The sequence below is a fragment of the Lactobacillus sp. N54.MGS-719 genome (genome assembly GCF_000980505.1).
Classification (GTDB): domain Bacteria; phylum Bacillota; class Bacilli; order Lactobacillales; family Lactobacillaceae; genus Lactobacillus; species Lactobacillus amylovorus.
Genome location: NZ_LARO01000003.1, coordinates 21,240 through 36,748 on the forward strand (window position 1 = coordinate 21,240; position 15,509 = coordinate 36,748).

Annotated in this window: 11 protein-coding genes and 1 other RNA gene; 2 read left to right on the forward strand and 10 right to left on the reverse strand. The window is 36.7% G+C overall.

Features of this window, described 5'->3' with window-relative positions:
- Window positions 1-2: 2 nt before the first annotated feature.
- From WS44_RS00840 to WS44_RS00850, 4 genes are all read right to left on the reverse strand, one after another.
- Window positions 3-1,127 (reverse strand): class I SAM-dependent RNA methyltransferase, encoded by a 1,125-nt coding sequence (locus WS44_RS00840; protein ID WP_013438040.1) that lies wholly within the window; start codon window positions 1,125-1,127, stop codon window positions 3-5.
- Between the two features lie 72 nt (window positions 1,128-1,199).
- Window positions 1,200-1,566: RNase P RNA component class B (gene rnpB / locus WS44_RS01060), an RNA gene on the reverse strand.
- Window positions 1,567-1,592: 26 nt separating this feature from the next.
- The gene (locus WS44_RS00845) at window positions 1,593-2,012 is read right to left on the reverse strand and encodes a cell division regulator GpsB (protein ID WP_013642009.1); all 420 of its coding nucleotides are present in this window, start codon (window positions 2,010-2,012) and stop codon (window positions 1,593-1,595) included.
- A gap of 89 nt (window positions 2,013-2,101) precedes the next feature.
- Window positions 2,102-2,671, reverse strand: a complete 570-nt coding sequence (locus WS44_RS00850) for a DUF1273 domain-containing protein (RefSeq protein WP_013438042.1) — start codon at window positions 2,669-2,671, stop codon at window positions 2,102-2,104.
- 69 nt (window positions 2,672-2,740) lie between these two features.
- On the opposite strand from WS44_RS00850, the gene recU reads away from it, so the two are divergent.
- Complete coding sequence (recU, locus tag WS44_RS00855) at window positions 2,741-3,376, forward strand: Holliday junction resolvase RecU (RefSeq protein ID WP_013438043.1); 636 nt, start codon at window positions 2,741-2,743, stop codon at window positions 3,374-3,376.
- On the forward strand, window positions 3,376-5,694 hold the full coding sequence (locus tag WS44_RS00860; protein ID WP_014565900.1) for a PBP1A family penicillin-binding protein: 2,319 nt from the start codon (window positions 3,376-3,378) through the stop codon (window positions 5,692-5,694). Before recU ends, WS44_RS00860 begins: the two co-directional genes overlap by 1 nt.
- A 183-nt stretch (window positions 5,695-5,877) precedes the next feature.
- Here WS44_RS00860 and nth read toward each other — a convergent pair whose 3' ends face one another.
- The 6 genes from nth to addA all read right to left on the reverse strand — a co-directional run bounded on the left by nth (window position 5,878) and on the right by addA (window position 15,508).
- Window positions 5,878-6,507: an endonuclease III gene (gene nth / locus WS44_RS00865; RefSeq protein WP_013438045.1), complete on the reverse strand. Its 630-nt coding sequence runs from the start codon at window positions 6,505-6,507 to the stop codon at window positions 5,878-5,880.
- A gap of 1 nt (window position 6,508) precedes the next feature.
- Complete coding sequence (locus tag WS44_RS00870; RefSeq protein WP_022087315.1) at window positions 6,509-7,153, reverse strand: DnaD domain protein; 645 nt, start codon at window positions 7,151-7,153, stop codon at window positions 6,509-6,511.
- 81 nt (window positions 7,154-7,234) lie between these two features.
- Window positions 7,235-8,533: an asparagine--tRNA ligase gene (asnS, locus tag WS44_RS00875; RefSeq protein WP_013438047.1), complete on the reverse strand. Its 1,299-nt coding sequence runs from the start codon at window positions 8,531-8,533 to the stop codon at window positions 7,235-7,237.
- Window positions 8,534-8,587: 54 nt separating this feature from the next.
- The gene (locus WS44_RS00880) at window positions 8,588-9,085 is read right to left on the reverse strand and encodes a hypothetical protein (RefSeq protein WP_013438048.1); all 498 of its coding nucleotides are present in this window, start codon (window positions 9,083-9,085) and stop codon (window positions 8,588-8,590) included.
- A 2-nt stretch (window positions 9,086-9,087) separates the two neighbouring features.
- The gene (locus tag WS44_RS00885; protein WP_022087314.1) at window positions 9,088-11,868 is read right to left on the reverse strand and encodes a helicase C-terminal domain-containing protein; all 2,781 of its coding nucleotides are present in this window, start codon (window positions 11,866-11,868) and stop codon (window positions 9,088-9,090) included.
- A gap of 19 nt (window positions 11,869-11,887) precedes the next feature.
- Window positions 11,888-15,508 carry a helicase-exonuclease AddAB subunit AddA gene (gene addA, locus WS44_RS00890; RefSeq protein WP_046432561.1) on the reverse strand — a complete coding sequence of 1,207 codons (3,621 nt, stop codon included), beginning with the start codon at window positions 15,506-15,508 and terminating at the stop codon, window positions 11,888-11,890.
- Window position 15,509 lies beyond the last annotated feature (1 nt).

Consider the following 15,509-nt stretch of genomic DNA (forward strand, 5'->3'; position numbering starts at 1 on the left):
GTTTACCTTCTATTAGCCCAATATTGGTAGAAATCTACTCTTAAGTTACCGTTGAACAACTTACGCTTCTTTGTAGCCTTTGCACCAAAACACTTTTCAAAGTTAGGGTCAGCAGTTAGGTAGTATTGACTAAATGAATCTAATGGACGCAATACTTCTCCCATTTGCTTATAAAGTTCTTCTGCTGATTCGCGATCCTTAAGTCGCTTACCATATGGTGGGTTGGCAATGATAATGCCGTTTTCCAAATCAGTAGTAAAGTCTTTTACTGCAACCTGCTTAAAACGAATATCTTGTAATACCCCTGCATTATGTGCATTTAATTTAGCAATTTCTAGCACTGATTGGTCAATATCACTAGCCCAAATCGGTGCTTCTAATGGCTTAACTTCTGTCTTAGCTTTAGCCAAAGCTGCTTTATGCAAATTAGCATCAAACCAGTCAAAACCATCAAAAGCAAACTTACGCCACGTACCTGGGGCAATGTTCTTAGCGATTAAAGCTGCTTCAATTGCTAAAGTACCAGAACCGGTCATTGGATCAATCAATGGGTGCGTACCATTATATGGTGTTAATCTTAACAAACCTGCCGCGAAGTTTTCCTTTAAAGGTGCGCCACCGTGTTCAACACGATAACCACGTTTAAATAAACTTGCGCCAGTGGTGTCTAATGATAAGCGAGCGACATTCTTGTAAATATGCACATCTAAAGGATATTCATTACCACTTTCTGGCAAAAAGCCGCGTCGGTGATATTGATCAACCATTTTGTTAACAATCGCTTTTTTGACAATTGATTGCACATCTGGCTCTGAGTGAAGCTTAGACTTAACTGCTCGTCCTTGGACAGGAAATTTAGCATCAACTGGCAACAATTCTGCCCAATCATAATCATATGTTTCGTTGAATAAAGTATCAAAATCAGTTGCTCTAAACTCTTTAAGCAAGATCTTGACTCTATCAGCAGTTCTCAACCATAAATTAGTTTTAACAATATCTTCTTGCGTTCCCTTAAAAAATACACGACCATTTTCAACACGAGTCTTATAACCCATGCCTTGTAGTTCTTTATTGACGACGCTTTCAAAACCGGCGCCCATTGTTGCGTAAAGTTGATATTCTTTCATTATTACTCTTTCATTTATTTATTATCAAAATAAAAAGAGCTGGACCAAAAGCCCAACTCTGCCGGTGTGAATCTCTATAAGCCACGTTTTGTTCCAGTAATTTTTGGCGAAATTACCTTCAGTAGTCATCTATCTTTATTGCAAAGCAACAACTCGGTCTTTAGTTCATTTTCTTAGACCGAAGCTCCCCCACCAAATTTGGGTTTCACGCTCGCAGGGTTTACCTCGTTCCACCAAGATCATTTCTGACCTTGCTTCGTCACTGTGGCACTTTCCAGGATAGTAATGCATGTCATAAGATTTAGCACTTTTTCCGCCGTAAAAGTCAAAAGACTTTTCTCCAGCTTATTAGGCTGAATACGAACACTACAAGCATCGCAGCTTGTGCGTGCGTGGACTTTCCTCAACTAACATCAGTTAGCCGCGCCTACTCGAAATTCACACTGTTAATCATTATAGCAAAAATTAATGCTTTAAGCCATACACATGTTGCTCAAGATTATAAACTTTTCTTTCCAAAGTAGAAATTCTTTGAATAATTGCCATATTGGTTGAGATTTCTCCTTGGCCTTCGTCTTCTTGAGCAAAATTAGAAACAGCTGCTGATCTGCGATGACTTGGTGTATAAGTCTTAAGCTTTTCTTCGTCTTTTCGTTCAGCTGCAACTGTCTTCTTTTCTTTTTGCTTTTCATCCATCAATTGACGTTGAAGCGTACCAATTTGACCGTACAAATCTTCAATCAATTGTTGGAATGTTTCATAATCTGAAATTACTTGATCCAGATATGCATCAACTTCGTCTGGATCATAACCTTTTACTTTACTTCTAAATTGTTTCTTTAATATATCTTGTGCAGATAGTTTTATATCATTTAAATTTGCCATCTTACTGACAACTCCTTTACATTCACTTTTATTTTAGCAAAAAGATAGGCCACTTAAAACAAATATACCGGCTTTAATAAAACTTTTAATTATTCGGAGAAATTAGAACTTTGATGGTTTTCCTGATATTCTTCAGCCACATCTTGTAAATCATAAAAATCAATTAAATTTAGGGGATATTCTTTGGTTTCTTGATACTTTTGGATTAAATTATAATCATATTTTGGCTTACCGGGATGCTCTGGATCATAGATCATCATAGCTCGGTCGGTATGCTGAACCATAAAATTTTGATAGTTGCGCAATTGTACGGGACTTTGATACGGCGTATTTGAAGTTGAAGCAAAGAAATCAACTTTTTCTTTTAAATTAATGTATTTTGCCTGATTAGTCTCGTTCCAGCGATTAGCAAATTCCTCATAGGGAATCATAATCGACGTTCTAACCGGATATTTTTCTCCTAATTCTAATCCAACTTCGGCAGCCCATTGTTCTACTCCCAAATTGGCACCTGTAATAATCCAATCTAATTGTCCTTCTTCGATTAAACTAACAAAGTAATTCTTTAGGGCATATTTTATTACAGTGATTTTCGGATCCCTATCACCAAAAACATTCAATTCATAGGAACGATATCCAGTTACCCATAAACGCTGCATTATTGTAAACGCCCCCTAATATTCAAAAATCCAGTCTTTATTGCTATAATGCTAACAGGAGTGAGGTTAATGGTCAAATATCCAAGCGGTAGTTTAGCCGCATTTAGAAAACCAGTAACAAAAAAAGAAGAACATGCTACTGTTCATCGATCATACAAACACAGAAAGGGAGTTAATTTTTCTGACCGTGGTATGACCTTGGAGCAACAAATAAACGAATCTAATAAATACTATTTAATGGGAGAAATAGCAGTTGTTCATAAGAAGCCAACACCAATTCAAATTGTAAAGGTTGACTATCCTAAACGTTCAAAGGCAGTAATCAGAGAAGCTTATTTTAGACAGGCTTCAACGACTGACTATAATGGCGTGTACAAAGGCTATTATCTTGATTTTGAAGCTAAGGAAACAAGAAATAAAACAAACTTTCCATTAAAGAACTTCCATGATCACCAGATCTTCCATTTGGACGAATGTTTGAAACAGCAAGGAATTTGCTTTACAATTATTAGATTCGCTAGTCTAGAGAGGTATTTTGTAACTCCTGCTAGTTTTGTAATCCATGCCTACAGGGAAAAGGATAAAAGCTCAATGACTTTAAAGGAAATTGAAAGCCATTCTTATGAGATTAAGAGTGGCTTTCGACCTACCTTGCCTTACCTTGAGGCAGTCGATAAATTTATTGCAGATAGGAAAAGTGAATAATGGCAGACAATAATAATATGAAACGCGAATCACGTAGAGATTATCACGGGCGAAGGTCTAGCGGTAATCATTTATGGATGAAAATCATTAAATGGATTTTTCTTATTGTGCTTTTAGTAGTGGTCTCAGGTATTGGGCTCTTCGCTTTTTACGCAAAAGATGCGCCTAATATCAGCCAAGACCAATTGCAAAGTGGTGGTACTTCAGGACTCTATACTAATGATGGAAAATTCCTACTTTCATTAGGTTCTGAAAAGAGAATTTACGTTAAAAATAAAGACATACCACAACAACTTAAAGATGCTGTCGTTTCTGTAGAAGATAAACGTTTTTATAAAGACCATTTGGGTGTTGACCCTATCAGAATTGCAGGTTCAATGCTTACAAATGCCAAAAGCAACAGTATTGCTGCCGGTGGTTCTACCATTACTCAACAGTTAGTTAAGTTGACAGTATTCTCAACTGCTGCTTCACAACGTACCTTAAAGAGAAAAGCACAAGAAGCTTGGCTTGCTATGAAGGTACAACACGAATTCAGTAAGGATCAAATTCTAGAGTTCTACATTAATAAGGTATTTATGAACTATGGTAATTACGGTATGGGTACTGCCGCAAATTACTACTATAATAAGACCCTTAAGCAATTGGATTTGGCACAGACCGCTTTAATTGCGGGGATGCCTAACGCACCTGTTGCTTACGATCCTTACCTATATCCACAAAAAGCTAGATATCGTCGTAACATTGTTTTAAAGACTATGTTAGAAAACGATAAGATCACCAAGAGTCAATATAACCAAGCAATTAATGAGCCAATCACTAAGGGGCTTCGTCCTAGACATTCAAACAACGAATCTAAGATCAGAAAGATTGACGACCCATATATTAAGGAAGCTATTTCTGAAGTTAAGAGCAAGGGCTTTGACCCATACAATGACAATTTAAAGATAACTATTAATATTGACCAAAAGGCTCAAAAAAAGCTCTACAAATTAGCCAACAACGGCTCCGTACCTTTCACTAATGATAAGATGCAAGTTGGTGCTACTGTAGTTGATCCTAATAATGGTCACGTAGTTGCTATCTTAGGTGGTCGTCACTTACCTTCTGTTCAATTAGGTCTTGACCGTGCTGTTCAAACAGGTAGATCAACTGGTTCTTCTATCAAGCCAGTACTTGATTACGGTCCAGCTATTCAATATTTGAACTGGTCAACTGCCAAAATGATTGACGATAGTAAGTACGTTTACCCTGGTACTAATATTCAACTTTATGACTGGGATAACAAGTACGATGGTATGATGACCATGCGTAAGGCTTTGGAACAATCAAGAAACGTTCCTGCCGTTAAAACACTTGCTGAAGTTGGAGTTAAGCGTGCCTCCGCATTTGCTCGTAGAATGGGTGTTAATGTTCCTGCAAACTCAGGCTTGTCTGTTGCTATTGGTGCTAATGCCTCAAGCTTGCAAATGGCCGGTGCTTACAGTGCATTTGCCACTATGGGTATCTATCATAAGCCACAATTTGTTTCTAAAATTGAAACTCCTGATGGTTTAACCAGAAACTACGATTCAAATGGTGTCCGCGTTATGAAGAAGTCAACAGCATACATGATTACTGATATGTTGAAAGGCGTTATCAAGCGTGGTTCAGGTACTAGTGCTAAGATCGCCAACTTACACCAAGCTGGTAAAACTGGTACTGTTAAGTACTCAGATGAAGATTTAGCTAAATATCCTGGATATAATTCAACACCAAAAGATTCTTGGTTCGTTGGTTACACTAGATCATATGTAATGGGCGTTTGGACTGGTTACGATAATTTAAAGGACGGTACTATTTCAGGTGTTGGTCAACAATCAGCTCAATTATTGTATAAGAGCATGATGACTTACCTCATGAGAAACAAGCAAAATCTAGATTGGAAACAACCTAAGTCAGTTGTTGGAGCTCGAATCGTTAACAACTCTAACCCACCTGAGGTTGCTACAAGTGGTGGTACTTGGCAATTATTCGTTAGAGGTCACGCCCCTGCCGGAATTGGCAATAGTGCAACTAGTTACGATGAAGACGATGAAGAAACTGATACTAATAGTAGCGACAGTACTGGTGCTAATTCACCAGCTACAGCTGAAAGTAGATCTTCATCAACCAGTGAAAATGGTTCAACAAACCAATCAAGTCGAAGTCAAAGGGCTTCTTCACAGCAAAGTCGTACGCAGTCATCTGCATCTTCTCAAGCACAAAGTAGTGCAACGTCTAGATCTGAAAATAATAATGATCGGCGTGAACAAGAGAATTCTAGTTCAAACGATTAATAAATAATTTATAAAGTCAAACTGCAAAATGCAGTTTGGCTTTTTGTTTACTTGATTTTATGTTTTGTCTGCTGGAACGAAGTGAAAGCAGACTTTTAATTTAAAAAATAAATTTAGTAACAACTCACTTATAAAATACTGCATAAAAAAAGAAGCAATTAATTTTAATTGCTTCCAAAATTATTATTTTTGAGAATTCAAATATGAATACGGATCGCCTTTTGCTTTTGAAGGCATTGTATAGCGCCCAAATAGAATCATTGCGTGATGAGTCTTAATCCATTCATCTTTTGGCAAAATCGCTTCTAGTCGTTTTTCTACCTCATGTGGAGTGGCCTTTTCATCTACAATATGAAACTTCTTTGATATTCTTGAAACGTGAGTATCAACTGCGATTGCAGGAACACCATAGCCTTCGGCTAAAACTACATTGGCAGTTTTCTCTCCTACTCCAGGTAATGTCATTAAAATCTGTTTATCTTTAGGAACTTGACTATTATATTTATCTACCAAAATTTGAGCTGTAGCTTTTAAGTGTTTAGCTTTCGATCTATACAGACCAATTGTTTTGATTTCATTCTCTATTTCTTCAATTGGTGCATCTGCTAAACTCTCAGGAGTTGGAAAGTCCTTACTAAATTGGGGCATTACTCGGTTAACCATCTTATCTGTTGTTTGAGCACTCATTAAAACTGCACATAATAAATGGAATTTACTGTCCCAATGTAATTCTCCCTTAGCATCTGGATAAAGAGATAAGATCTTTTTTAAAACCTCGCGGGCCTCGTCATCACTTAATAATTTTTCTGCCATATTATCTATTCCTCTTTAAAAATCTTTCAACTTCTTCTGGCGTTTTCAGATTATGTCTCTGCCAATTAAGTAAAACACGATCAATATATTTTAAAGAATACGCCTGCGATAATACTGCTTCTCGCAATGCTAATTCTATAATTTCTGGATCATAATGGTCAACACTGAGCCACTGAGCTATTTCTTCACGCTCAATGGGACTTAAATAGCGACCAAATTCTACTTCAGCTTTTCGAGATAGATAATTTAAGGGATTATTACCTAAATTATTGGTAACGGCTACTGTCTTATCTTTCTTATCATCTTTAATTAAAATATTCTGATCAATATATTGATCAAGAGCATCATATAACTTGTTTAGGCTGTACTTATTGCCAATTTTATCCTGATCATCAGTCGTTTGTTCTATCGTTAAATAATTTCGATCAATCAAACGTTGAATCAAATTGCCTACATCTGTGACTGACAGGTTGGTATTGGCAGCAATTTTCTCATTTGATGGAAATGATTCGCCTCGTTGATTAAAGGCCTCAAGTTGAATAATTAATAATAATTCTGCGTCACTAATATTTAAACGAGGATAATAAGCTATTAAGCCATTCTGTAAAGTCGTAAATCCTAATGCACGATAGTCATTAAATTGCAAAATTGATTTTCCTTTCAAAAATAAAAGTTGAACTAACAACTAGTCCAACTTTTGTTTAAATATTTAATTTTCAAATGCGAATTAAGGTTGCATTCTGTTGATCAATCTTGGGAATGGAATTGCTTCACGGATGTGGTCAAGGTGACAAACCCAAGCAATAGTACGTTCAAATCCCATACCGAAACCAGAGTGAGGCACACCACCGAATTTACGCAAGTCAAGGTACCATTGGTAATCTTCAAGGTTAAGACCTGCAGCCAAAATTTGTTGCTTCAAAACTTCGTAGTTACCTTCACGTTCTGAACCACCAAAGATTTCACCATAACCTTCTGGTGCGATAACATCAGCACATAAGTATTCCTTAGGATTGTCTGGATTCTTCTTCATGTAAAATGGCTTGATAGAAGTTGGATAGTTGACAATAAAGACAGGACGATCGTATTGTTCAGAGATGTATCCTTCATCAGGTGCTCCGAAGTCGTCACCCCACTTGAAGTCTCGACCAGCATCTTGAAGCATCTTTACAGCGTCATCGTATGGAAGACGGGTAAAGTTGCCTTCAGTAGTTGGACGAAGCTTTTCTGGATCTCTACCTAAAATCTTAAGTTCGTATTCGTTCTTGTCCAAAACTTGCTTAACCATGTAAGCCAAGTATCTTTCTTGAATATCGAGAGATTCATCTTGGTGCATCCATGCCATTTCTGGTTCCATCATCCAGAATTCGGTCATGTGACGACGACCCTTTGATTCTTCGGCTCTGAATGTTGGACCGAAAGTAAAGATCTTGCCGTAAGCCATGGCACCAGCTTCACCGTATAATTGACCAGATTGTGATAAGTATGCATCATAGTCAAAGTAGTCAACGTGGAATAATTGAGTAGTACCTTCTGGAGCTGAGTGCATGAAAATTGGGGCATCAAACTTAATGAAGCCTTCCTTTTCAAAGAAGTCTACAGTAGCCTTAAACATAGTGTTTCTAATTTGCATAATTGCAAATGGCTTCTTTGATCTTAACCATAAGTGACGGTGATCAAGTAAGAAATCAACACCGTGTTCCTTGTTACCGATTGGGTAACCTTCGTTGTTTGAAACTACCTTCAAATCAGTAATTTGAATTTCGTAACCAAAGTGAGAACGTGCATCTTCGTGAATAGTACCAGTAATGTAGAAGCTGGCTTCTTGTCTAAGAGTTTTAGCAGTTTCAAAAACTTCTTCTGATACATCGTTCTTGCGAACTACCCCTTGGAAAAATGCAGTACCATCACGTAATTGCAAAAAGATAATCTTTCCGCTTGATCGTTTATCTGTAAGCCAAACATGCATCTTTACTTCTTGGTCAACATGCTTGGAAGAATCTTTAATTGAAATCAATTCTGTCATAAAATTCCTATCCACCTTTTTATCATTTATACAATGTACATGATACCAAAGTTTCTACAAATTATCGACTTCTGAGATATCATTTCCATCTTTAAATTCATATAAAGTATAACCTAGATTACCATTTGGCTTTTTATAGGCAACTTCCCAAACAGCTTCACCTTTGTACCAACCCAGATTAATATGATTAATTGTAGCATTTGAATGAGAAGATTTAAACTCATTTTTAATATTAGCTTCACTTACACCCCTTTTAGCAGGATATAAGTATGCCTTTTTTGAATTAGGCAAATAAATAAAATAATATCCTTTGCCTTTTTTATTTGTACCATTAATTGCGTAGCTGCTTGTGCCACGGTCTAAATGATAATACTTAGAGATATTGGTAATTGGCGTTTTGCTTCTAGCCAATTCAGCTATTCTTTGATCATTGCCCCTGCTCTTTGAGCCTGCAGCGTAAAAAATTGCAATACTTACAAAGAAAGCAATAATGATTAAACCAATTACCCATGCTACAAATTTAATTGTTTGCCTTGTATCATCTTGTATCATAACTATTTATTTTTTAACTTCTTTTTTAGTTCTTTCAATGTTACTTTTTCAACTTTTACAGGAATCGACTGCAAAAATGCATCCCCATAATTTTTGGTCCAGATCCTTGGATCCAAGATAACGAATTGTCCATGATCATGTTCGCCACGGATCAAGCGTCCCATTCCTTGTCTAAAGCGAATAATCGCGCGAGGAAGACTATCTTTTTCAAATACGTTAGCTCCCTGGTCCTCTAGTTTTTTCTGTCTCAAGCGCACCTCAGGCTGATCTGGAGACTCAAATGGAAGGCGAGCCGCAAATACGGTATCAATACCACAATCGTGGAAATCAATTCCTTCCCAAAAACTATCAGCTCCTATAATAATTGCTTTTTTAGCAATTACAAATCTTTTAGCAATTCGATTGTTGGAACCTGACATACCTTGGGCCAAAATCTCAAAGTCTTTCAGCTCAGGTGCATTTAAAGTTTCAGTAAAGACATCATGAATCTTATCAAGATTAGTCATTAAAACCAACACGTGATTTTTATCTGCTAAATCGTTAACCATAATTTGAGCAATGTCTTTTTGATAGTCTTCACTATCTGGATTAGGCATATTAATTACAGCAAAAGCTTCCAAATGTTTCTTCATATTAAAGGTACTCTTGCCAATATACTTAACTAAATTCATCTTGCCCAAAGCCAACTGACTAATTGCATAATCAAAATTATGATCACTAGTTAATGTAGCACTGACAAATGCAATATGATCAAAACGACTATAAATTTGATTAAGAACATCGCTTGCATCAAGCATTAACCAATCTAAGTTAGTACTGAGCGGATCCTCTGGATTAGTGATCATCAAAATAAAGCCATCTTGAGCTAAATTCTTTTGATCGGATAACAAGTCGGCCAATTGATAGCCTTTTTCAGAATAATAGTCTAACCGATCGATTTGCTCAGTAATATCGCCAACTAAAGCTTCAACATTTGCCAGCATTCTTTCTTGCTCATGATAAAGTTCAAACAAAGTCTGATTGGTTAATTCTCTAACCTCTTCTAGTTTTTGTTGAAACTTAGGCAATATTTGTTTAAAACGACTATCTTGATTGAATAAGCCCTTACCCTGAAAACTAAGTTCAAGAGTCCCGTTAGGCAAGTTAACCTTATTGATGGCATTATCATGCTGTGCATAGAGTTGTTTTTGCAACTCATTAATCAAATTGATTAACTCCAAGATCATAGGATCTAGCTTAGTCAATAAGAAATTGATCTGCACATTATCGTTAAATTGGCTTTCTACGCTGTCATTTGAATAATATAGCAAATTGCGTAAATGACTCAGGACACCCCAAAGTGATTCAAAACGCATGGAATCATTGCGAGAACTAATTACATTATCCGCAAAACGGTGAGCCTCATCAATTACCAAATAAGGATTTTGACCCCAAATAGTATCCATATAGTGGTTAGCCAGATAAGCATGATTGGTAACTAAAATATCGGCTTCTTCTTGCTTACGACGAGCCAAATTCCAAAAATCAACTTCCGCAAATCGACTACCCACACGAGCATCCCCCGGATGTTGGATCTGAGCAAATAGCGGTGCATTGTAATTGGTTAAATTCAGCTCATCCAAATCGCCAGTCTTAGTTTTGGTTAGCCAAACCAAAATTTGCATCTGCAAAATCAAAGTTGACTTATTAGGCGTCCCCTGAAAAATCGTTTGCACAAAACCATCTAGGTCTAGATAACGACTACTTGATTTAACAACCTCAGCCTTCAAATCAAGCTTTGTCACCTTCAGTAGCTGTGGAATTTCTCTTTCCATTACTTGTTCTTGCAAAACCTTAGTTGGTGTCGCAATTACCAATTTTCTTCCTGAATATAACTGATAAGCATAAGCAAATATATAAGAAAAAGTCTTCCCTGTACCGTTAGGCGCTTCTACCAACATTGCGTTTTTCTCAGGATTATTAATGAACTGATGCAAATGATTGATTAAATCAACTTGTGCTCTACGAAAATGTAATTTTCCTTTAAACAGCTTACGCTTATCATTATCATTTTGCGGAAATGTACCATTTTCACCATGACTGTCAAAACGTTCATTCTGCTTTTGCAAAATGATATTGCGTATCTGCATATACTCTGCCGGCAGCGGCCTTTTTTCTTGTCTTAAACTATCAGCGATTGTGGTAATCACCCATGACGTATCACGAATCAAGCCATGCGCTAAAGAACTTAATGTATTAAGCGTTGCTTGTGGCAAAGTCTCAAGCTGCTTAATGATTTTAATTAGCAATATAGCTGTACCATAAGCATCTGAATCGGCCTTATGTGGATTCAAATGCTTAATTTCTAATTGTGCTGTTAAATCGCTTAACTTATATGATGGCAAAGTTGGAAAAGCAATTTTAGCTAATTCAACTGTATCAATTGCTTTGTTGGTTAACGCATCATACCCGTGTTGCGTTAATTCATAATTTAAAAATGGCAAGTCAAAATCAACATTATGCGCTACAAATACTGTATTCTGCAAAATTTTGACTATTTTAGGTGCATAAAAATCAAAGTCTTTTTGCTTTTGTACATCTCCATTACTAATACCAGTTAAATTAACAACAGATTGAGGTATTTCACGATGGGGATTAATCATAAAAGAATAGGTTTTAACAACTTTAAGATTTTTAATAATTGCACACCCAAACTGAATAATGTGATGGCCATTTTCTCGTTGAGTTCCTGTAGTTTCTAGATCCACTACAGCAAAGATATCTTTTGCGAATATTTTTGCCATCCTGCTCCTCCCTTCTTGTTTACTTAACTTCTACTGCTTGTTTAGCATCAAGCAAAATTAAATACTTTCCAATTACTTTCTTAGTACTAAATTCATTTAATGCTCGTTCATATAAACGAAGCTGTCCGGTATATTTTTCTTTAATTAATTCTATTGCTTCATCTAAATGCGATTTGTCTACATGATCAGTTTTGTAGTCAAACAAAATAATACCATTATTTATAATAAAATAGCCATCAATCGTACCATGAACCAAAATTTTTGCATTTGGATCACTAAAATCATCAAACAAGGTTCTGGCAGACAGCAAACTAGAGAAATCAACTTCTCTTTTTAAATCTTCTGGTCTTTGCCAAAAATCTTTAGCAAAATCACTATGGACAAACCATTCAATTTGATCTTTTTTAAGACTCGAAACAATGTCCGCATTCAATTTTTTCTGTTCAATTAAATGCTGAATCTCTTGCTCAAGCTGTTCATCACTTCCGTCACCAGTATAATCATAGTATTGCAAAATCAAGTGTGTAGCAGTACCGATCTCCGCCCCGGTAAACTTAGTTTGATAGAGGAAACTTGGTTTCGTATCGATCGGCTGCAAATACCGGTTAGTTGAGGCCAGCAAATGCGAATTCTCCAGCTCTGCTTCATCTGGGTCATTGAAGGCCTTTTTAATTTCAGAAACAGCCTGGTAAGCAGTAGTTGCAATCGCATCTTTAAAAGGATAATCAAATTGATAAAGCTTAGTAGCAGTTTCTGTCAGTTTTTTAATTTCTGGCTCGCTATCTTTACGAGTTTCCTTTTCTTCATTGACAGCATTATTTGCAATTGCATCATCATCTGAAAAATCTACGAAGAGAATTGGCTGACTCTGATCAAGCGAATTCGTAATATCACTAATTCTCATTGCTACACGACGATCAAAAGCTAATGCGGGGCCCATAAAGCTTAATGGTGTTGTTGCAGCTAATTTATCTGCCAATGATAACTGACCTTCATGATCCAACTCGTTAGACCAGTCTTTGACCTTTTTATCAAAACTAGGAATATCACCAACCATAATTAACTTTTGCTTAGCCCGCGTTAAAGCTACATAGAGAATACGAGCTTCTTCTTCAAGCAATTGTCTTTTCTTAGTAATATTACCCATTGCCTTAACTAAGGAGTCAATTCGATAATGCTCCTCTCTTAAGGTAACACCTAAACCATCAGCATTAATGACATAGTCACCCTTTAAATCGCGCAACTGATACTGATGATGCATCCCTAAATAAAAGACAATTGGAAATTCCAGCCCCTTAGAACCGTGGATAGTCATCAATCTTACTGCATTTCCCGCCTCTTTAGTTAAAAGCGGTTGAGCTAAATCCTTTTGACTTTGACGCATGCGATTAATAAAGTTGATGAATTGATATAATCCTTTAAAGCCAGCACTTTCATAAGAAGTAGCTCTCTCATAAAGTGCTTCCAAATTGACCCGACGCTGCTCACCATTAGGCAAAGCAGTCATGATTTCTAACAGATTGGTTCGTGTATAAATACTCCAAATTAATTCAGAAATTCTGTGCGTAGTCGCAAACTCACGCAGCGATGCCAATTGATTCAAAAAGTCTTTGCATTTATCGCTGAGCTGATCTCCCACACCAACATATGAAGTAAGGGCACTATAAAAACTGCTGTTTTTACTCTTAATTCTAATCTTAGCCAAGTCTTTTTCACCGAAATTAAAGAGTGGTGAACGCAAAACCGTAACCAGAGGAATGTCCTGATCAGGATTATCGATAATTTTCAGATAATTCATAATGACAGTTAATTCGAAAGTTTGAAAATAATTCTCGGCATCAGTCACAAACAAGGGGATATCTTGTTTGGCAAATTCCTGCATGATCTCCAGATTATCACTATGACTTCTAGTCAAAATAGCAATATCACTGTACTTCATCTCACGCATTTGTCCGCTTTTACTATCGAATACCTGCATGTGCTCTTCTTTTAGCTGCTTAATTCGTGCTAAAACCATTTGGATTTCTGAAAAATCGACCTTATCGCTGTTTTCGTCTCCACCTCTTTCTTTTTTATGAATGATTACCTCACTAGCCTTAGGCAAATTGCTTGGATAATATTTGGCACCAAAAACCAATTGCCCTTCTTTTTGATAATCAATTCCACCAAAATTAGAACTCAAAATGCTATTAAACAGATGATTGACGGTACGAGTTACAGGCTCGGTTGATCTAAAATTATCCGAAAGCAAAATACGTTCTTCATGTTCGTTTTGTTCTTGAGCAAAATCATGATACTTTCTTAAGAACAAACTAGGTTCAGCTTGTCTAAAGCCATAAATCGACTGCTTCACATCCCCTACCATGAACAAGGTATTCTTCCCTGGTTGTCTAACCTGTTGAATAATATTTTCCTGCAGAGCATTAATATCCTGATACTCGTCAACCAGAATTTCTTTAAACTTACTTTGATAAAAATCTCTAGCCATCTGTGAGCTAGACGTATCCTGACTGAGAATGCGATAGGCTAATTGCTCCATATCACTATAATCAATCAGGTTCTCATCGCGCTTTAACTTGTTAAAACGCTCAATTAGGGCGATTTCAGCTTGCGCAATCGCAGCTACGATCTTTTGACCATCTTGCATTACCTTTACTTGTTCTTTTTCATCGGTGGCAAAAAATGCCGTAAAGGTATCAAAGACCTGACTTTTGGCTTCATCTTTTAACTTTTGCAAATCACCGTAGAACTCTAGCAGATCTTCATCCCATTTACTCGACTTGCGGTATCTACCATTAAAAGTACACAAACGCAGTAAATCTCTTTGCTCATCATATGGTTTATCCTCATCCAAGGCCGCCAAGAAGTTCTGTAAGTTTTGATCAAACAAACTGAAGTCTTCTCTGACTTTTTTTAGTTCCTTGGTTTCAAAGATAGTCTCTTCTAAGCGCCCATTGATTTTATTTTCTAGGCCCTTAAAACTATCTAATAAGTATGGCTTAATTTGGTTTTGCCATAAATTAGACTGAGTAATCTCAGCTCCAGTTTCATACACCTCTGGCAATTGCATTAACCAGGCATGATATTCTGGCTTAGCCATCGCATAGTTATACAAATCTAATAACAAATCTCGCGGACTGTCAGCATCCCGGTCACCAGCAAAATTATCATAAAAACGTCTAAAGTCAGAATCCTTATTAGTTAAAAATTCACCTTCAACTTCTCGCAAAGCACGTTCCTTTAATAAAGCTGCCTGCGTTTCGTCGGTTAGAATCTGAAAACTAGGATCTAAATCTACTGAATAATAGAAACGATGAATTACTTCAAGACAAAAAGCATCAATAGTTGAGATATTGGCAGTATCCACTTGATTCAGTTGTTCTCGCAAGTATCTCCGATTGACGCCTGGCTTAGCCATTTCTTGCGTCAAGGCATTTTTTATTCTCGTTTTCATTTCTTCTGCAGCTGCTTTAGTAAATGTCACAACCAACAGTTCACTTACTTGCGTTCCTGCCAAAATTTCTCTCAAAACCCGTTCAACCAAGACTGTAGTTTTACCACTACCAGCCGAAGCTGAAACTAAAATATCGTGTCCACGATCATTGATCGCTTTTTCTTGCTCTTTAGTAAATTGTGGCAAA

Bases quoted from the DNA above. Each gene is read 5' to 3' on its own strand.
- WS44_RS00840 (WP_013438040.1), bottom strand. From the start codon at position 1,127: ATGAAAGAATATCAACTTTACGCAACAATGGGCGCCGGTTTTGAAAGC.
- WS44_RS00845 (WP_013642009.1), bottom strand. From the start codon at position 2,012: ATGGCAAATTTAAATGATATAAAACTATCTGCACAAGATATATTAAAG.
- WS44_RS00850 (WP_013438042.1), bottom strand. From the start codon at position 2,671: ATGCAGCGTTTATGGGTAACTGGATATCGTTCCTATGAATTGAATGTT.
- recU (WP_013438043.1), top strand. From the start codon at position 2,741: ATGGTCAAATATCCAAGCGGTAGTTTAGCCGCATTTAGAAAACCAGTA.
- WS44_RS00860 (WP_014565900.1), top strand. From the start codon at position 3,376: ATGGCAGACAATAATAATATGAAACGCGAATCACGTAGAGATTATCAC.
- nth (WP_013438045.1), bottom strand. From the start codon at position 6,507: ATGGCAGAAAAATTATTAAGTGATGACGAGGCCCGCGAGGTTTTAAAA.
- asnS (WP_013438047.1), bottom strand. From the start codon at position 8,533: ATGACAGAATTGATTTCAATTAAAGATTCTTCCAAGCATGTTGACCAA.
- WS44_RS00880 (WP_013438048.1), bottom strand. From the start codon at position 9,085: ATGATACAAGATGATACAAGGCAAACAATTAAATTTGTAGCATGGGTA.
- WS44_RS00885 (WP_022087314.1), bottom strand. From the start codon at position 11,868: ATGGCAAAAATATTCGCAAAAGATATCTTTGCTGTAGTGGATCTAGAA.